This window comes from Candidatus Competibacteraceae bacterium (assembly GCA_016699715.1).
Lineage (GTDB): Bacteria > Pseudomonadota > Gammaproteobacteria > Competibacterales > Competibacteraceae > Competibacter.
This window is the reverse complement of sequence record CP065007.1, coordinates 2946024-2965036: the sequence shown is the minus strand read 5'-3', so window position 1 is coordinate 2965036 and position 19013 is coordinate 2946024. Positions and strand designations below refer to the sequence as shown.

At 63.1% G+C, this 19013-nt stretch carries 12 protein-coding genes; 10 read left to right on the top strand and 2 right to left on the bottom strand.

Annotated features, from left to right (window positions below; all coding sequences use genetic code 11):
* Positions 1–102: 102 nt before the first annotated feature.
* The 5 genes from moaC to IPM89_13305 all read left to right on the top strand — a co-directional run bounded on the left by moaC (position 103) and on the right by IPM89_13305 (position 7973).
* Positions 103–576 (top strand): cyclic pyranopterin monophosphate synthase MoaC, encoded by a 474-nt coding sequence (moaC, locus tag IPM89_13325; GenBank protein QQS53814.1) that lies wholly within the window; start codon positions 103–105, stop codon positions 574–576.
* Entirely contained in the window at positions 573–1697 is a 1125-nt protein-coding gene (gene rnd / locus IPM89_13320) for a ribonuclease D (protein ID QQS53813.1), read from the top strand. The genes moaC and rnd overlap by 4 nt, the downstream gene beginning before the upstream one ends.
* Before the next feature lie 195 nt (positions 1698–1892).
* Entirely contained in the window at positions 1893–2282 is a 390-nt protein-coding gene (locus IPM89_13315; protein QQS53812.1) for a glycine zipper 2TM domain-containing protein, read from the top strand.
* 651 nt (positions 2283–2933) lie between these two features.
* Positions 2934–5141, top strand: a complete 2208-nt coding sequence (locus IPM89_13310) for an HDOD domain-containing protein (protein ID QQS53811.1) — start codon at positions 2934–2936, stop codon at positions 5139–5141.
* A 261-nt stretch (positions 5142–5402) separates the two neighbouring features.
* A complete protein-coding gene (locus IPM89_13305) occupies positions 5403–7973 on the top strand; it encodes an EAL domain-containing protein (GenBank protein QQS53810.1) in 2571 nt (856 codons plus the stop codon).
* 60 nt (positions 7974–8033) lie between these two features.
* Here the strand turns inward: IPM89_13305 and IPM89_13300 are convergent, their stop codons facing one another.
* Positions 8034–8798: a hypothetical protein gene (locus IPM89_13300; protein ID QQS53809.1), complete on the bottom strand. Its 765-nt coding sequence runs from the start codon at positions 8796–8798 to the stop codon at positions 8034–8036.
* A gap of 186 nt (positions 8799–8984) precedes the next feature.
* Positions 8985–11063 (bottom strand): thioredoxin domain-containing protein, encoded by a 2079-nt coding sequence (locus IPM89_13295; GenBank protein ID QQS53808.1) that lies wholly within the window; start codon positions 11061–11063, stop codon positions 8985–8987.
* Positions 11064–11237: 174 nt separating this feature from the next.
* On the opposite strand from IPM89_13295, the gene IPM89_13290 reads away from it, so the two are divergent.
* The 5 genes from IPM89_13290 to IPM89_13270 all read left to right on the top strand — a co-directional run bounded on the left by IPM89_13290 (position 11238) and on the right by IPM89_13270 (position 18999).
* On the top strand, positions 11238–12566 hold the full coding sequence (locus IPM89_13290) for an SWIM zinc finger family protein (protein QQS53807.1): 1329 nt from the start codon (positions 11238–11240) through the stop codon (positions 12564–12566).
* A gap of 13 nt (positions 12567–12579) precedes the next feature.
* On the top strand, positions 12580–14085 hold the full coding sequence (locus IPM89_13285) for a hypothetical protein (protein ID QQS53806.1): 1506 nt from the start codon (positions 12580–12582) through the stop codon (positions 14083–14085).
* Between the two features lie 31 nt (positions 14086–14116).
* Positions 14117–15196 (top strand): AAA family ATPase, encoded by a 1080-nt coding sequence (locus tag IPM89_13280; protein QQS53805.1) that lies wholly within the window; start codon positions 14117–14119, stop codon positions 15194–15196.
* Between the two features lie 11 nt (positions 15197–15207).
* Positions 15208–17529 carry a hypothetical protein gene (locus IPM89_13275; GenBank protein ID QQS53804.1) on the top strand — a complete coding sequence of 774 codons (2322 nt, stop codon included), beginning with the start codon at positions 15208–15210 and terminating at the stop codon, positions 17527–17529.
* A 117-nt stretch (positions 17530–17646) separates the two neighbouring features.
* Complete coding sequence (locus tag IPM89_13270) at positions 17647–18999, top strand: phosphomannomutase (GenBank protein QQS53803.1); 1353 nt, start codon at positions 17647–17649, stop codon at positions 18997–18999.
* Positions 19000–19013 lie beyond the last annotated feature (14 nt).

Below are 19013 nucleotides of genomic sequence, written 5' to 3'. Positions count from 1 at the left end.
GGAAGCCCGTTCCCCCCGCAAGTGTCAAGTATCTTTGATGAGGGGCGAGGAACCATCCTCGCCCCATACGTTTCCCCGCTACCGCTTCTCTCTTCCCCCGCCATGCCCCTGACTCATTTCAACGCCGCCGGCGAAGCCCACATGGTGGATGTTGGCGACAAGGCCATCACCCATCGGACCGCGGTCGCCGAAGGCTGTATTTTGATGCAATCGGCGACCTTGGAACGCATCATCGCCGGTGAGTACGCCAAGGGCGATGTGCTGGGCGTGGCGCGCATTGCCGGTATCATGGGTGCCAAGCGCACCGCCGAGTTGATCCCGCTCTGTCATCCGCTGGCCCTGACCCGGGTGGCGGTGGATTTACAGCCCCTGCCGGAGCGCAACGCCGTTCGCTGCCAGGCGACCGTGGAAACCCGGGGTTCCACAGGGGTGGAAATGGAGGCGTTGACCGCGGTGCAAGTCGCGCTACTGACGATCTACGACATGTGCAAGGCAGTGGATCGCGGCATGATCTTGAGCGATATTCGCCTGTTGGAAAAGACCGGCGGTCGGTCCGGCGCTTGGCGGCGTTCATGAACGACCTGCTCTATATCGTCGATCAGCCGGCGTTGACCGATTTCTGTGCCGGCCTGCGCGGCGTGTCCTGGCTGGCGCTGGATACCGAATTCATCCGCGAGCAGACCTTTTATCCGCGGCTTTGTCTGATCCAGGTTGCCAGCGCCGACCGGGTGGCCTGTATCGATCCGCTGGCGCTGCCCTCCCTGGATCCGCTGCTGGACCTGCTCTACGACCCGGCGGTAACCAAGGTGCTGCACGCCGCCCAGCAGGATCTGGAAATCTTCTACCATCTGCGCGGTGTGGTGCCGACACCGGTATTCGACACCCAACTGGCGGCGCTGGCGTTGGGTCAGGGCAACCAGATCGGCTACGCGGCCCTGGTGCAACAACTGCTTGGCGTGGAACTGGACAAAACCCATACGCGCGCCAACTGGCGCCACCGACCGCTGGCGCCGGAATGGCTGACTTATGCCGCCGACGACGTGCGTTATCTGCGGGAATTGTACCCGCGGCAACAGGCGGCGCTGGCGGCGCGCGGTTGGTTGGACGCCCTGGCCGAGGACTTCGCCGCGCTGGCTTCGCCCCATCGTTACCGGTCACAACCTCGGGAGGTTTGGCGGCGGGTCCGGGAGCACAACCGATTGCGCGGCGTGCAGCGGGCGGTATTAAGGGCGCTGGCGGCCTGGCGCGAGGAACGGGCCGCCGCCCACGACCGGCCGCGCCGCTGGATACTCGATGATCCGGTATTGATCGAACTGGCCCGGCGAATGCCGAAGACCCCGGACGAACTGTCCCGTATCCACAGCCTGCCGGCGACCACCGCCCAACGACAGGGCGAAGCGCTGCTGGCGCTGATTGCCGCCGCCCGCGCCGAACCTCCGGAACAATGGCCGGCTCGGATCTCTCGACCTCATTTTCCGCCTGAGCAGGCTGCGAAGGTAGACGAGATGTTGGGGCTGATTGCGGCCCGCGCGGACCACTACCGCATTCCATCACAGAATCTCGCCGACCGGTGGGATGTAGAAAAGCTACTGCTGGGCGAAGATTCGCCGTTGCTCCACGGCTGGCGGGCGGCGGTGGTCGGGCGGGAACTGCTGGTGCGATTGACCACGGACGCCAACTCACAAGTCGCGCCTTGACCGTCAGATGTGGGGCCCGCATATCCCGTCGGGCAACATGAGATTCAGGCAATATTCACGTTATCAGGAAGACACTGTTCTTCAATCAGTGTGGGTGAATGTGGGTGCTTTGTGACGGCGGTATCGCTGGTCATTACTTCACGACGGTGACCGCCGTCTTTTTTCTACCCCATCTTGTCGTTTTGGAGAGCCTTCATGCGTGCGCCACTCAAGATCGTCATTCTGACAGCGATTGTGGGGCTGAATGTGGCGTGTGCTCCACCGGGCGCGCCGTATTACCACACCCAGAATGGCGCATTGGTGGGCGCGACGGCGGGCGCGGTCATCGGCCATCAGATTGATCGTTACGATGGCGCCGTGGTTGGTGGCGTGGCCGGCGCGCTGATGGGTAGCGCGATCGGCAGCCAGATGGATTACCGCGACCAGCAAATCCAGTATTCACAATCGTATCAAGGCTATTACGATGATGCTGCTGGTTTTGTGCCACCGCCTCCCAGACGTTATCGTCCCCCTGCCGCGGATTATGACGGCGCTCCGCCCGTCTACGATAGCGGTTATCCAGACGATTACGCCCCTGATTATTGAGCGGGCAGGCACGACTATAAACCGATCATGCCCGTGGCTACATGGATAATTTGCGATGACAGTCGGTATCTTTGCTCCCATTGCAACCACCACGCATTGCCCAGCTTTCGATAAAATTCCTGTAAAATCAGTCTGATTTATTAAGACCGAATACCCTGCCAATCAGCCCCATCCGATCCGGCTCCTCCGATAGCAAGCGTTTCTCCGTGTCTTACCCTGTGCATCGCTTCGATGCCTTGACTTCACGCAAGAACCCAGTGTGCTGAAACGCTCGCGCTTCGCGTAGGGGGACGCCGCAAGTTCTTCCTTCCGCCCTCTCTTTTTCCTCCTCCCTATTTGATCGGCTCACTTTGATCCGATTCGGGCAATGCTGTTGTCACCTATTGATTTTTTATGTCTTTTTATTAGGCAGCAATTATTGCTTTTCTTAATCGATATGTGTTTTTTGATAGATTTATTATTTATTTATATAAATAAAACAGTCAGTTAATTTATGGTGGCTAAAAAAATAAATGGCAAGTTTTATGCATACCTTAAATTAAAATCCGTATCATAAAAATACATTTACACTTGAATGGGAAATTTCAGTAGCAGCATTCTTGGCACTGTATACAAAAATTTGAATACTCAAGACAAGAGATGTCACAAACCATGCCAGCAGTCGTTGCTTTACCTTCTCTCTTCGATAGCACCGATCTGCTGGTACTGCCGGTTTTGCCGGCTGTCGTGGGAGAACTGCTGGACGCTTTCGAGAGTGCGGAGAGCAGCATTCAAAAACTGGCCCGGCTGACCGGTTACGATGCAATTCTGAGCGCGCGCATGCTGGCGGTGGCGAATTCGGCCGCGTGCCGTGATGGGATGCCGCGCCAGGCGAATCTGGAATCCGTGTTTGCGACGCTGGGTGAGGAAACCGTCAGAAGCGTCATTGCCACGACCGCGATCCACCAATCGCTGGCGCCCTTGCGCGATATCCCCACATCGGCACTGGATCAATTCTGGCTTCATTCTCTAACCTGTGCTCATCTGGCCCGACGCTTGGCCATCATCATCGATTATTCGGAACCCGAGGAAGCCTATTTGTGTGGACTGCTGCACGATCTAGGCAAACTGGTCGTCGGTGTCCGCCACGGCAAGGCGTTTACGGCCATGCAGGAGATCCGCCATCTCGCTCGCTCACCGCACGAGATACCGGAATTGGAGCAGCGCCTATTCGATACAGACCACTGCGAGTTAGGCGCGGCGCTGGTGGGAACTTGGCGGCTACGCTCGTTTTTCGCGGACGCCATCCGCTTCCATCATATGGATGCGGACGATCTGCGCGGTGCCCATCCGCTGTCGCGCCTGCTCCACGTGGCCAACACCTTGAGCCAGGTGGAAGATCCCCAGGAAGAAGTATTTGCTCGCGCGGACAGTTTGCTGGGTTTGGACCGAAGCTTGTTGCGCCAAGCGCGGTTCGAGGCGGAACGCGAAGTCATCAATCTGGCGGCGGATCTGGGGATCGATATGTCGACGACTGGTGGCCGGCGCAAGAAGATCGAAGTCTCAGGCGAAATTTCATTCGCTCAGGCGGCCCGCGAGCGAATTCTGAGCGACGGAGCGAGTGGCCCGCTTGAGCATGCCGGCGACCAGCCGGCCTTGCTGGAAGCCATGGTCGCCCAGGATCGCCTGGGGCAGGCGGTCCACGAACATGCCCTGATGAGCGAGGCTCGGGGCGAAATGCACGGCGCCGGTGACGAATCGGCGCTGTTGCGAGCGATCTCGCGCTGTGCGTCGATCCTGTTCGATGTGACTGAGAATCACCTTTTCCTGCGGGACCCGCAAACCGGAATGCTGCGGGGCAGCGCATTCGAAGACCTGCTGCGCGAGATCGTCGTCGATCCCGACGGAGCCGCCAACGCAGTCAACCGGGCATTGCGGGAGCAGCGGATTAGCCACTCCCTGGATGCGGAAATACCTGCTGGCGTGGTCGACCGCCAGTTGAGCCGGCTGTGGGAAACGGAAGGAACGTTGTGCCTGCCGCTGTCGGTCGCCGGCCGCTCGCTGGGCGTGCTGGCCATGGGGATCTCACGCAAACAACTACCACGCCTGCAAGCCCGTGTCCGCTTGCTACGGCTATTCGCAGCCACCGCGGCTACCGAACTCGAGCAGTTGCGGCAACGCGAAATGACTCGACAGCGCGTTCAGGACGACCAGCGTTTGCTGGAACAGCAGCATTTGCGCGCCGCACTGCACGAAGTCTCCAACCCTCTCACTATCATGCGTCACTACTTGGCTCTGCTTGAGGCCAGACTGGAGGAGCAGGTTACCCGCGATGAATTGAAAGTACTGCAAGAGGAGATGGAACGGATCGGCCGCATTCTGCTGCGCCTGTCCGAGCCGGTCGGCGGCGAGCTGGATGATGCCGGTGTCAACCTGACTAAGATCGTTCAGGACCTGGCGCGGGTTTTGGATGACGCCCTATGTCGACCGCACGGTATCAGCCTGAAGCTGCATCTGGCGGATGTTCCTCTTGTTTTGCCTCGTGGTCGCGACGCCATCCGGCAGATGCTGCTTAACCTGATCCGGAATGCCGTCGAAGCGTTGGGGCAAGGTCGAGCGATTACCGTATCCACCCAGGATCGAGTCAACCTGCACGGGCGTCAGTACGTGGAAATGGCTGTCGCCGACAATGGTCCAGGCTTGCCCGATCATTTGCGCGCCAAGTTGTTTCAGCCTACCGTTAGCACGAAAGGCGGCGAGCACGCCGGACTGGGTCTTGCGATCGTCAAGAGCCTGGCCGAGGAATTGGGTGGGCAAGCCCTCTACCGCCCGAACAGCGGCGGTGGCTCCATATTCATAGTATTGTTACCGATAGCTTGATAGGTGATCCAAGACCGCAACAGTCTGGCTCGCTCTCCGTGAATGCCGCCCGTCCGTAGTGCCCTACACAATTCCATTCATCGATTCCAGCGAGATACAATCATTTTATTTTGGTATAACCTAATCTTAAATGATTTGCACGACCGTTGATCGCACGGTGGTGAGTGTGTGTTGTGAAAAAAATAAAACCGACTCTGACTTTGTTGCCAACTAGCTTCCAGTCCCCACACAAGCGCCCACAGAGGCACCGGGAGTGCTGCCTTGATTAAGCTGTTGAAGAGCGCCGATAGTGATGAGGAGGAATCAGACGAGCCGTTTTCGGTTCTCGTCGTGGACGATGAACTCGGCCTTTTGACCAGTCTCAAACGGCTGCTTGAAATCCATGGTTATGTCGTTGCGGTGGCTGTCAGCGGCGCGGTGGCCTTGACGCAACTGGCAGAGAATCGCTACGACCTGCTGGTGCTGGACCTGGGGATGCCGGGCATCGGTGGCGCGGCGGTATTGGATTTCACGATCGAACGCTGCCTGGATATGGCGGTTATCGTGATCAGTGGCACCACCTCGGTGGTTGAAGCAACCGCTGCCATGCGTCGGGGCGCCATTGATTACCTGCGCAAACCGTTTGGCCCGGATGAATTGCTGGCCAGTATTGCCAATGCGACTCGTAAGCTGCAACTGGAACGGGCCAACCGATTGATGCGCGACCGCGTCGAGGTATCCGAACGCCTGCATCGCTTCCTGGTCAACAATTCTCCCGACCTCATTTTCATGTTGGACGTGGAGGGGCGTTTCTCCTATCTCAACAAGCGAGTGGAAGCGCTGCTCGGTTTCGAAGCCGAGGCGTTGGCGCGGCAACCTCTGGCCTGTTTGGTGGCTCCGCCGGATCGGGACAAGGTGGCGACCCTATTGCGTCGCTTGGCCGCGGGAGCGACGGAACCTCAACTTGTGGAGTGGCATTTTCTCCGCCAAGAGGCTTTCCACAACGACCGCCCGACCCTGGATCTCTTTATGGTCGCCGAAGTGACCGCTTTTCCAATCGTTTCGGGAAACGGTTCGGAATCCCGCTTCACCGGTAGTTACCTGGTGGCTCGCGATGTCACTAGCCGCCGGCGGGCCGAGGAAGCCTTGCGCCAAGCGAGCACCCGTTTGGAGCATGTGGTCAGCGCCAGCCCAGCGGTCATCTACTCTCGCGATCCGCACTCCAGTCGGCCGCTCAACTTCATCAGCTCCAACATAAACGATTTATTGGGCTATCAGGCGGAAGATCTGCTTGCCGACGAGCAGCTGTGGGAACATCTGGTGCATCCGGAGGATCGCTCGCGTTTCAAGCGTGGCCAGAGCTGCGCGGATGAGTACGTTCAGACCAGTTGCGAATACCGCTTACGCCACCGCGATGGCGGCTGGCGCTGGATTCGGGATACCGTGCGTCTGATTTGCGATAGTGAAGGCTATCCCGTGGAACTGGTGGGTTCGTGGCTGGACAACACCGAAGCGCAACTGCTTTCCGAGCAGCTCAGCCATCAGGCCAACCACGACTCGCTCACCGAATTGCCTAACCGCCGCGCGTTCGAGCTGCGCTTGCGGCAAGCTTTGGAATGCAGTCGCGCGCAGAATGTCGAGCATGCCCTGTTTTACCTCGACCTGGACCAGTTTAAGATCATCAACGACACTTGCGGGCACATGGCTGGCGATGCCTTGCTGCTCCAGCTTGCCCGTATCCTGCAGGCGCGGGTGCGCAGGCAGGACATGCTGGCGCGGCTGGGGGGCGACGAATTTGGTGTGCTCATGGAGTACTGTTCGCTGCAAGACGCCATGCGGCTAGCCAATGCGCTGTGTGGCGCGGTCAGCGATTTTCGCTTTGCCTGGGGTGACAAGACCTTCCATGTGGGAGCAAGCATCGGCGTGGTGTCGATCACCGCCGCCAGCGAGAGTTCCGACAGCGTGCTCAGCGCCGCCGACAGCGCTTGTTACGCCGCCAAGGACGCCGGTCGCAACCGCGCGCATCTTTATACTGAAGACGATATCGAACTTTCCCGCCGCCAGGGTGAAATGTGCTGGGTGGCGCGCATCAACCAAGCGCTGGAAGAGGACCGCTTCCAACTCGCCTTTCAGCCGATCGTGCCCACCCTGGGCCGGTCCGATGGCCATCACTACGAACTGCTGCTGCGCATGGAGGATGAAATCGGTCAACTGGTGCTGCCGGGTAACTTCCTGCCGGCCGCGGAGCATTATCATCTGGCCGTCAAGCTGGATCGCTGGGTGGTGAGCACGGCGTTGGACTGGTTGTCCGACAATCCCGATCACCTCAGGAACCTGTCGCTATGTTCGATCAATCTGTCCGGCCTTTCCCTTGGCGACGTTCCGTTGTTGGAGTATCTGGTGGAGCGCTTGAAGCACCAACGGAACCTGAGCGACAAGCTCTGCTTCGAGGTGACCGAAACCGCCGCGATCGCCAACTTCAACAACGCACTGCATTTTATCGGCACCCTTAAGAGCATCGGCTGCCGCTTCGCCCTCGACGACTTTGGCAGCGGCCTGTCGTCCTTTGCGTATCTCAAGAAACTCCCGGTGGATTTCCTCAAGATCGATGGCGTCTTCGTGGAAGACATCGCCAACGATCCGGTATCCCTGGCCATGGTGAGTTCCATCAACGATGTCGGTCATGTGATGGGCATGGAAACCATCGCCGAGTTCGTGGAAAACGACCAGATTCTAGCCAAGCTGCGCGCCATCGGCGTGAACTACGCCCAGGGCTATGGGGTGGGTAAACCGCGTCCATTGGCGGAGCTGGTGGCGTACTGCCCGCGGGTTGGCCTGGATCTGCAACGTTAGCCGGTATCGGGCTGGACGCTTGATGAGCCGCCGCCGGGAATCCCGGCGACGGCCGTCCGTTTACAGGTTGGCCGAACGCCACCAGCTGTTGTGTTCGCGGCGCAATGCTTCGTGCGACGGCATTGGGTAGAACGCCAGGTCTTCGCCGTTGCCGATGTAGAAACCACTCTTGATCATGCGGTACGGAAATTCCAGGGAGTGAACCCGATGCACCAACTTGCTTTGCTTGGCATTGGGCTCCAGCTCCATCAACGCCTCGCGCAGGTGATGCATGAACGAGTAGGGCAGGTCACCGACCGGCCCGTTTTCGGGGTCGCTCGCCAGTGCGCCCAGGCCGAGTTCGACGAAGCACAATGCGGGGAAGCGAATGAACTTGGCCGGCTTGCTGGTGACGCTTTGGTAGTAGCTCACTGGGTCCTGCGCGCTGACCACCAGGCTGTTGACCGGCGCCAGATCCTGGAACATGTGCAGGGTCGGCGCTTCGCGCGGTGCGATCTCCCCCCGCTCCAGGCCCAGAGTATGGCCGTAGGCGGTACTCAGATACAGCTTGCCCAGCGCGCTGGTGGGAATGTGCTCCAGTACTCGGTAGATCGAGATGTAAACCGAGTTCTTCGGCGTCCCATCCGGATGCGGCACACAGCGCTTGAGCCCATCGTCGATGTCAAAAAATTCGTTGCGGAAGGCGGGGTCAACCTCGAAGAAGATCGCTTGCCCCTTGGATTTGTATTTGTGGCCGGTCGCGTAGTATTGCCCGAACTGTTCCGGCGGCAGCATGGATACGATCAGTGCCTCGGGAATCAGCGAGAAGTACAGATAAGCGCTCATGGTCGCGTGCCCTCTTCAAAGCAGTCATGGTTTTGATGCGTGCATCCTTGGAAACCGGCGGATTTGCCAGGAAGCATGTTGGGTTTTGGCTTCGATCCGAAGATCATGCCCTCAATTATAGGCGCGACCGGCCGTCGCGCGGGTGTCTTTTCTCTCCAATAGCGGTGTCCGGCGCGAAGATGCTGGTTATTGGGCCAGCTCCCGCTCCAGGGCATCGAGTGTTGTGACCGGTGGTCGACATGCCAGCCCGGTGCAAACATAGGCGATCGCCGATGCCGCGCCCGCCCGCCGTTCGGCCAGCAAACCGGCGGGGACAGCGGCCGTGGCGGGGATGGCCAGCGTCAGCCGCCGTGGGGCGTAAGGCCGGGCGCACCGTTCCCACCATTCCGCCAACGCCTCCGGTTGGCCACGCAGCACGATCGTTTGCATCGGTTCGAGAAAATCCTCCAGCGCCGCCAGCACGGCGTTGCAGGCATTGGGGACCTGTTCGAGCACTGGCCAGGCCCAACGCAAGGTCCGCTCGGCGGCTTCCAGATAATCCGTCCGGCCGGTGAGATGGCCCAGCTTCAACAGAACCTGCGCGGCGATACCGTTGCCGGCTGGCAAGGCGTCGTCGTGAGCCGGCTTGGGCCGCTGGATCAAGGCTTCGTGGTCGGCGGCGGTGAAAAAGAATCCGCCCGCTTCCCGGTCCTCGAACTGGTCGAGCAGCACCTCGGCCAAGGCCAGCGCGAAATCCAGATCGCCATCCCGCCACCGGCATTGCAGCAACTCCAGAATGCCGTCGATCAGAAAGGCGTAGTCGTCCAGATAGGCGTTCAAGCGCGCCTGACCATCCTTGTGGACCGCCAACAGCCGACCGTCCCGCCACAGCTGGGCACGGATGAAATCCAGGGCACGCTCCGCCGAGACCACGAACTCCGCCCGCCCGAGATGACGGCCGGCGATGGCCATGCCGCGAATCGCCAGGCCGTTCCACGCGGTCAGGATTTTCTCGTCGCGACCCGGCCAGAGGCGTTGCGAGCGGGTTTCGAGCAGCTTGCGCCGGGCGGCGGCCAGCCATTCGCCGACCTGCTCCGGCGCGACTTCCAAGCGACTGGCCAGTTCGGACGGCTCGGCGATCCGCCGTAGATGCCAGGCGTGATTCTCGAAATTGGGCGGCTGCTCCAAGCCATAACAGACGGCGAAGGCGACATATTCCTCGGTGCTCAGCAGCTCGCGGACCTGGTCGGGAGTCCATAGGTAAAATTTGCCCTCCTCGCCCTCGGAGTCGGCGTCGAGCGTGGCGTAGTAGCCGCCGGCCGGGTCCTGCATTTCCCGCAGCAGCCAGGCACCGGTTTCCTCGGCGGCCACGCGGAACAGCGGGTCCTGGGTCGCCTGCCAGGCTTGGGCGTACAGCGCCAACAACGGACCATTGTCGTACAGCATCTTCTCGAAATGCGGGATTTGCCATTCGGCATCGACCGAGTAGCGGTAGAAACCGCCGCCCAAGTGGTCGTAAATGCCGCCCAGTGCCATTTTTTGCAGGGTGGACAGCACGGCGGTTTCCGCCGACCGGTCCGGTGCGCCGCCCTGGATACTGGCGGCCCAGCACCGCAGCAGTTGCTCCAGGCTGGTGGGATGCGGGAACTTGGGGGCGCCGCCAAAGCCGCCGTGCACCGGGTCGAAGCTGTGGATCAACGCGTCCCGCGCCGCCCGCGACGGCGCGTCGGTCAAGGTCGTTGCCCCAGCCGCGGCGGGCGCGGCGATTTCGGCGCGCAGAGCGTCCAGCAGGGCCTGGTTCTGTTGGCGGAGTTCCGGCTGATGCTGGTGGTAATGGGCGTTGACCCGACGCAGGATATCGCTAAAGGCCGGCATCCCGTAGCGGGGCGTCTTGGGGAAATAGGTCCCGCCGACGAAGGGTACATGATCGTCGTGGGTCAGGAACATCGTGAGCGGCCAGCCGCCGGCCCGCCGATGCAGCATCTGAAAGGCGGTTTGGTAAATTTTGTCGAGGTCGGGCCGTTCCTCGCGGTCCACCTTGATGTTGACGAACAATTCGTTCATCACCTGGGCGGTGGCCTCGTCCTCGAAGGATTCGTGAGCCATGACGTGGCACCAGTGGCAGGCGGAATAGCCGATGGACAACAGAATCGGCTTGTTTTCGCGGCGAGCCCGGTCCAGCGCTTCCTCACCCCAGGAATACCAGTCCACGGGATTGTGGGCATGCTGGCGCAGATAGGGGCTGGTTTCGTGAATGAGGCGGTTGCTGTGTGGATGTTCGGTCATGGCGGATTTCCGGGGGCAGGGCGGTGAGCGGTGATTCTTCATGAGTGGCTTGCGAACCCTAATAGGTTCCCATCGACTTGTAAGCGCTTTCCGGCATGGAACGGCGCGCCGTCATTCCCAACTTGAACGATAAGTTGATAATGTAATGCCGCTTCCAAAAGCAGAGCGATCCACATGCCTTCCCTGACCACCGAACAAGTCATCGCCCTCGCCCCGGACGCCGCCTCCGTGAAAGCCGCCCGTGGCCTGGCGCGGCCCGGCAAATGGGCGACGGTCGGGCAAAACGACCGGGCGCTGTGGGGTGAGTGTAAAGGCAGCGCTCTCTATCAGGTCTGCGTCGATCCCGCCGAACCTGCGTTCAAATGCACCTGCCCCAGCCGCAAGTTTCCCTGTAAACACGCGCTGGGGCTGCTGCTGGTCGCTGCCAACCAGCCCGAAGCCGTCCTCGCCGGCGAGCCGCCCGCCTGGTTGAGCGAATGGCTGGTCAAACGGGAGCAAGCCGCCCGCCGCAAGGCCACCAGGGCCGGCGCCGACAGCGACCTTGACCCGGAACAGCAAACCAAACGGGCGGCGGCCAGGGACAAGCGGATCGCCGAACGGCAGCGCAAGGTCGAGATCGGGCTGGAGGAACTGGAGCGCTGGCTGCGCGACCTGGCCCGGCAGGGGTTGGCCCACGCCCAGCAGCAACCCGCCCGCTACTGGGACGGCATGGCCGAACGATTGTGGGACGCGCAGGCGCGGGGGTTGGCCAACTGGCTGCGGGAGCTGGCCAGCATCCCGGCCAGCGGCGAGGGCTGGGGCGAGCGCCTGCTGGCGCAACTGGGGTCGCTGTACCTGTTGCTGGAAGGCCACCGCCGGCTTGATGTCCTGCCGGAGCCGCTGCGGGCCGACATCCGCTCCCGCATCGGCTGGACCTGGCAGGAGGCGGATTTGCCGGACGACGCCTGGCTGCGCGACCGCTGGCTGCTGGTCGGCCAGCGCGCCTACGAGGAAGAGCAGATGCGGGTGCGGCGCAGTTGGCTGTGGGGCCGGAACCATGACCGACTGGCGCTGGTGCTGGATTTTGCCCATCAGAGCCAGCCCATGCCGCCCATGGCCGCGCCGGGAGCCTGGCTGGAGGCGGAACTCGGCTTTTTCCCCAGCGGCTATCCGCAGCGGGCGCTCTTGCGCCATGCCGTCGCCGTCGAAGATCGGGGAACGCCCCCTGGGCTGGCCGACGGCGCGGCGTTGCTGGACGGCTACGCCGCGGCACTGGCACGGCAACCGTGGTTGGCGATACTGCCGGCGGCCGTGGCCGAGGTTCTGCCGGTGCGGCGCGAGTCCGAAACCTGGTTCCTGCGCGACGCCGCCGCGAAGCGGCTGCCGTGCCATCCCGGCTTCGCCGACGCCTGGCGCTTGCTGGCCTGTAGCGGCGGGTCGCCCCTGACCGTATTCGGCGAATGGAACGGCCAACGGTTCTGGCCGTTGAGCGCCTGGCGCGACGGCCGGTTCACGGCATTTTGACGGAGGCACGACGATGGCATGGCGGGAACTGGTGACTTGCGCCCTGCTGGGCACCGAACGGCAAGCCCCGTCCGTTGCCGGCGACGAGAACGCGCTGGGTCAACTGCTCGGTCGGCTGGATGAGAGCGACCGCGAAGGCACGCTACTGCGCGCGGCGGGGGTGATGGCCTTGTGGCGGCGGGCGGGGTGGCAACTCGCCGACGACCCACAGCCCCTGTCACCACCTTGCGAGCCGGATGCCGCGTCCGATTGCGGTCCGCTGGCCCGCCAACATCTCGCCCTGTTGCTGCAAGGTCACGACCCGGAGCTGCTGCCGGAATGGCTGGAGGCGCTGGGCGAGGCCGGACGGCGCGCGCCCGAGGAATGTTTGCCGGCGCTGCTGGATGCCGGGGCGAAACAGACCGCGCTCCGCCCGGCGCTGTTGCCGGTGCTGGACCGGCGCGGGCGCTGGCTGGCCCGACACAACCCGATCTGGAGCTACGCCGTCGAGACCACCGACGAGACCGTTTGGCAAACCGGCCGTTTCGAGGAACGGCTGGCTTTGCTGCGCCAGTTGCGGGCGGTCCGGCCGGAACGCGGGGGGGAATTGCTGGCCGCGACCTGGAGCGAGGAGCTGGTTCGCCACCGGCGCGAATTCATCCAGATGCTGATGGCCGGGCTGAATCCGGCCGACGAGCCGTTGCTGGAAATCGCGCTCGACGACCGCAACCGCGAAGTCGCCCGCGTCGCCGCCGATTTGCTGGCGCGTCTGCCGCAATCCAGGCTGAGCCGGGACTTGACCGCGCGGGCCTTGCGGCTGCTGCGCTTTCAACCCGCCGGCCTGCTAAAGCTGAAGCGCGCCCGCCTGGAAGCGGATTTGCCGGAGGACGAGCCCGCGCTGCGCCGCGATGGCATCGCCAACCCGCCGTCCAACGTAAAACTGGGCGAAAAAGCCTGGCGACTCAGCCAGATCGTCGCCGCGACGCCGCCGGGGACTTGGTGTCGGGAGTGGCGGCGAACTCCGACGGAAATTCTGGCCGCCAGCCGCGATGGCGAGTGGCGGCAAGCCCTGCTGGACGGATGGGTACTGGCGACACAACGGCATCGCGACGCCGATTGGGCGGAGGCGCTGCTGCCACTCCATCCCGACCACGCCACGCTGACCGCCGCCCTGGCCGACATTCTGCCGCCGGCGCGATTCGAGGCTTATCTGCTGACGCTGTTGCGCGAATCCTCGGGCGGCGGCCGGGCATCGGCGCTGGTGGTGTTGAGCCACGTCGAGCGGCCCTGGAGCGTCGAATTGGGTCGGGCGGTGCTGGAACAGGTCCGCCAGCGAATCCGCCAGGACAAACAGCCGGATTGGTGGTTGGCCAATGCCTTGCGCGGCTTCGCCCGCTGGCTGCCGCCGGAATGCAGCGAGGAAGCCGTCGCCGGCTGGCCGACCCAATCCAAGCAATGGCCGCAATGGGAAAACGCCGCGAATGAGTTTCTCGACCGGCTGCGCTTCCGGCGGGCGATGCGGGAAGCCATCACGCAATAGGATCGAACCTTTCATCGGGAATCCATACTTCATGAGCACCCTGCTACGAGAACACGCGGAACAGCAGTTCGCCGAGGAACTGCACGTTCTGGCCGAGACCGACCCGCACCCCCGGCCGCCCAACTGGCATTTGTCGCCGCGGGCGGTCACGGTTTACCTGCTGGGCGGCGCGCTGGACAACGGCTTCGCCGTCACCCCCAAATACATCGGTAACCGCCGGCTGATGGAAGTCGCCGTGGCCACGCTGGCCACCGACCGCGCCCTGCTGCTGCTGGGCGTACCCGGCACCGCCAAGACCTGGGTGTCGGAGCATCTGGCGGCGGCCATCTCCGGCGATTCCACCGCGCTGGTGCAGGGCACCGCCGGCACCAGCGAAGAGGCGATCCGCTATGGCTGGAACTACGCGCGCCTACTGGCCGAAGGCCCGTCGCTGGCGGCGCTGGTTCCCAGTCCGGTGATGCGCACCATGCAAAACGGCAGCATCGCCCGGATCGAGGAGCTGACCCGCATTCCTTCCGACGTGCAGGATGCGCTGATCACCGTGCTGTCCGAGAAAACCCTGCCGATCCCGGAACTGGATACCGAAGTACAGGCGCTGAAGGGCTTTAATATCATCGCCACCGCCAACGACCGCGACCGGGGGGTCAACGAGCTGTCCAGCGCCCTGAAGCGGCGTTTCAACACCGTGGTGCTGCCGACCCCGGACACGCTGGAGGAGGAAGTCGAGATCGTTCAACAGCGGGTGGCCGCGCTGGGCCGGGCGCTGGAACTGCCGGCCGAAGCGCCGGCGCTGGAAGAAATCCGCCGGTTGGTGATCATTTTCCGCGAACTGCGCGCCGGCGTGACGATGGACGGCAAGGCCAAGCTGAAATCGCCCAGCGGCGCCTTGAGTGTGGCCGAGGCGATTTCGGTGCTGAACAACGGGCTGGCGCTGGCGGCGCATTTCGGCGACGGGCGCTTACAGGCTGGCGATCTTGCTTCCAGCCTGGTCGGGGCGGTGGTCAAGGACCCGGTGCAGGACGCCATCGTCTGGCGCGAGTATCTGGAAACCATCGTCAAGGAACGCGACGGCTGGAAGGATCTCTATCGCGCCTGCCGCGATGTTTCGTAGCACGGGCGGCCATGAACGACCCCGCGATTTTCGGCATTCGCCACCATGGACCCGGTTCGGCGCGCAGCGTAGTGAAGGCGCTGACGGAGTTGTGCCCGGATCTGATTCTGGTCGAAGGTCCGCCCGACGCCCAAGGCGTGCTGCCGCTGGCCGCCGACCCCGGCATGAAGCCGCCGGTGGCGCTGCTGTTGTACGATCCCACCGAACCGCGCCGCGCCGTCTACTATCCCTTCGCCGAATTTTCCCCGGAATGGCAGGCGATCCGCCACGGTCTGCAACACGACATTCCGGTGCGCCTCATGGATTTGCCGCAAACGATCCGCCTGGCGCTGGAGATCGCGGCGGAACCCGCGGCGGAACCGATCGAAACGGTGGACGAGGTTGCCGCCGATGCCGGTTCCAGCGAACCTCCGACGGTCACTCTCGCGGAAGAAAGCGGAGACGCGGCGACTGAAAACGATGAGGAAGACAATGCTTGCGCTCCGCCCGATCTGCGCCGCGACCCGCTGCGCTGGGTCGCCGAAGCGGCCGGTTACGGCGACGGCGAGCGTTGGTGGGAACATCTGGTCGAGCAGCGTCAGGACAGCCGCGAGCTGTTCCAGGCAATTCGGGAACTGATGACGGCGTTGCGGGCCGAGGCCGACGCCCAGTCGCCGCCGGAAGAAGAGGAACAGCGGCGCGAGGCGGCGATGCGGGTCCAGTTGCGCGCGGCGCGCAAGGAAGGCTTCGAACGCATCGCCGTCATTTGCGGCGCCTGGCACGTCCCGGCCCTGAGCGATTCGCCGCCAGTCCGCGAGGACAACGCCCGCCTCAAGGGATTGCCCAAGCGCAAGCTGGCCGCGACCTGGGTACCGTGGACCCATGGCCGGCTGACCCACGTCAGCGGCTACGGCGCGGGGGTTGAGGCGCCGGGGTTTTATCAGCATCTGTGGGACAGCGCCGGCGAACCGACCACCCGCTGGCTGGCGCGCATCGCCCAACTGCTGCGTGAGCACGATCTGATCGCGTCCACCGCCAGTGTGATCGAGGCGGCACGACTGGCCGAGGCGCTGGCTGCTTTGCGCAACCGGCCCCGGCCGACACTGGAAGAATTGAACGAGGCGGCGCTGGCTGTGCTGTGCCACGGCGAGGCCGCGCCGCTGCGGCTGATCGAAGAACAACTGACCATCGGCGAACGGCTGGGCGAAGTGCCCGACGGCACCCCGATGCTGCCGTTGCAGCAGGACGTGCAGCGCCAGCAGAAGCGGCTGCGGCTGCCGCCGGAGGCGGGTCAGCGCTTGCTGGAACTGGATTTGCGCAAACCGAACGATCTGGAACGCAGTTATCTGCTGCACCGTTTGAATCTGCTCGATATCCCCTGGGGGCGGGCCGAGCGCGCCAGTGGCAAGGGCACCTTCAAGGAGCACTGGCGGCTGCAATGGCAACCGGAACTGGCGGTGGCGGTGATCGAGGCCAACCTGTGGGGCAACACCGTGCGGGACGCCGCCACCGCCCGCGCCCGCGACCTGGCCCAACACGGCGAACAGTTGAGCCCGCTGACCGATCTGGTCGAACAAACCCTGCTGGCCGAACTGCCGGACGCCATCGGCGAAGTGATGGAGCGCCTGCAAAACGTCGCCGCGCTGACCAGCGACATTCCGCATCTGATGGACAGCCTGCCACCGCTGGCGCGGGTATTGCGCTACGGCAACGTCCGCCAGACCGATGCCGGGCTGGTCGGGCATGTGGTGGACGGATTGATCACCCGCATCGCCATCGGCCTCCCGTCCGCGTGCAGTTCGCTGGACGACGAGGCGGCGGAAGCGATGTTCGGTCGCTTACAGGCCCTGAATACCGTGATCGGACTGTTGCAGAACCCGGAGCAGACCACCGTTTGGCAGGGCGCGCTGGCGAAACTGTCCGATCAGTCCGGATTGCACGGGTTGCTGGCCGGTTACGCCTGCCGCCTGCTATTCGATCAGGGCGCGCTGCCGCCGCCGGAAACCGCCCGGCGCATGGGGCTGGCGCTGTCCCTGACCGGTGAGCCGATCCAGGCGGCGGCTTGGCTGGAAGGCTTCCTGCACGGCAGCGGGCTGTTGCTCCTGCATAACGAGGTGCTGTGGGGGATTCTGGATGCTTGGGTGAGCAGCCTGCCCGGTGAGGCGTTCACCCCATTGTTGCCGCTGTTGCGCCGCACCTTTGCCAGCTTTCCCGCGCCCGAACGGCGCCAGATCGGCGAACGGGTCAAGCACGGCGGGGTGGCGCGAACCGCCATCGCGGCCGAAACCGAGGTGGATGTGGCGCGGGCGGACCGGGTGCTGCCCGTGGCGGCACGACTGTTGGGAATGGTCTGAACGGAGCGGGCGCGGCATCGTCGTGGCCAGCCGCAACGGAAGCAAACGTCGTCATCGTCTACAGTTATCAGCACAACCCACCACTACCAAAACAACCATGCGGGACGTGCGGCAACGATGAGCGGCGAGCTGAGCTGTTTCAAGGCGTATGACATTCGTGGGCGGATTCCCGACGAACTGAACGAAGACCTGGCTTATCGTATTGGCCGAGCCTATGCCGCTTTGCTCCAGCCGCGTCGGGTGGCGGTCGGTCACGACGTGCGGCTGAGCAGCCCAGCGCTGAGCACGGCGCTGGCCAAGGGCTTGCTGGATGGCGGCGCGGAAGTTTGGGACATCGGGCTGTGCGGTACCGAGGAGATCTACTTTACGACTTTTCATTACCGGCTCGACGGCGGCATCATGGTGACCGCCAGCCATAATCCGATGGACTACAACGGCATGAAGCTGGTACGCGAGCAGGCCAAGCCGATCAGCGGCGACAGCGGGTTATTCACCATCCGCGATCTGGCCGCCGATGCTGAATTCGCGATCGCCAACCGTCGCCGCCAGTTGCTGCGACGCGAGAGCAAGAACGCCTATGTCCACCACCTGCTGAGTTATCTCGAAGGCGCCGCGCTCCAACCGTTGAAGATCGTGGTCAACGCCGGCAACGGCGGCGCCGGTTCGATCATCGATGCGCTGGAGCCGCACTTGCCGTTCCAATTCGTCAAAATCCACCACGAGCCGGACGGTGCCTTCCCCCATGGTATTCCCAATCCCCTGCTGCCGGAATGCCGGGAGGCCACGGCACAGGCGGTGCGCGAACATCGGGCCGATCTGGGCCTGGCCTGGGATGGCGACTTCGACCGTTGTTTCTTCTTCGATGAAACCGGCCGCTTCATCGAGGGTTATTATCTGGTCGGGCTGCTGGCGGAAACTTTGTTGATCCAGCACCCCGGCGCCAGGATCATCCACGACCCCCGGCTGACCTGGAACACGCTGGATGTGGTCTGCTCCGCCGGCGGCGTGCCAGTACAGAACAAAACCGGCCATGCCTTCATGAAGGAGCGGATGCGGCGGGAAGGCGCGCTGTACGGCGGCGAAATGAGTGCCCATCACTATTTCCGCGCCTTCGCCTACTGCGACAGCGGCATGATCCCGTGGCTGCTGGTCGCCGAGCGGCTCTGTCGTTCCGGCCAGCCGCTGTCGGCGCTGGTGAACCAGCGTATGCAGTCCTTCCCGTGCAGCGGCGAGATCAACTTTCGGGTGGACGACGCCCCGGCCACGATCCAGAAAATTCTGGCCGCCTATGCACCCCTGACACCGGTGGTGGACGAAACCGACGGGGTTAGCGTCGAATTCGCCGACTGGCGGTTCAACCTGCGCTGTTCCAACACCGAACCGCTGTTGCGTCTGAACGTGGAAACGCGCGGCGACCCGGAGTTGCTCAACCGGCGCGTCGCCGAACTGCAAAACCTGATCGGCGCGTGATCGCAAGAGCGCAA

What these genes read in the sequence shown, in the direction of transcription:
- moaC (QQS53814.1), top strand. Translation starts at nt 103, where the DNA reads ATGCCCCTGACTCATTTCAACGCCGCCGGCGAAGCCCACATGGTGGAT.
- rnd (QQS53813.1), top strand. Translation starts at nt 573, where the DNA reads ATGAACGACCTGCTCTATATCGTCGATCAGCCGGCGTTGACCGATTTC.
- IPM89_13315 (QQS53812.1), top strand. Translation starts at nt 1,893, where the DNA reads ATGCGTGCGCCACTCAAGATCGTCATTCTGACAGCGATTGTGGGGCTG.
- IPM89_13310 (QQS53811.1), top strand. Translation starts at nt 2,934, where the DNA reads ATGCCAGCAGTCGTTGCTTTACCTTCTCTCTTCGATAGCACCGATCTG.
- IPM89_13300 (QQS53809.1), bottom strand. Translation starts at nt 8,798, where the DNA reads ATGAGCGCTTATCTGTACTTCTCGCTGATTCCCGAGGCACTGATCGTA.
- IPM89_13295 (QQS53808.1), bottom strand. Translation starts at nt 11,063, where the DNA reads ATGACCGAACATCCACACAGCAACCGCCTCATTCACGAAACCAGCCCC.
- IPM89_13290 (QQS53807.1), top strand. Translation starts at nt 11,238, where the DNA reads ATGCCTTCCCTGACCACCGAACAAGTCATCGCCCTCGCCCCGGACGCC.
- IPM89_13285 (QQS53806.1), top strand. Translation starts at nt 12,580, where the DNA reads ATGGCATGGCGGGAACTGGTGACTTGCGCCCTGCTGGGCACCGAACGG.
- IPM89_13280 (QQS53805.1), top strand. Translation starts at nt 14,117, where the DNA reads ATGAGCACCCTGCTACGAGAACACGCGGAACAGCAGTTCGCCGAGGAA.
- IPM89_13275 (QQS53804.1), top strand. Translation starts at nt 15,208, where the DNA reads ATGAACGACCCCGCGATTTTCGGCATTCGCCACCATGGACCCGGTTCG.
- IPM89_13270 (QQS53803.1), top strand. Translation starts at nt 17,647, where the DNA reads ATGAGCGGCGAGCTGAGCTGTTTCAAGGCGTATGACATTCGTGGGCGG.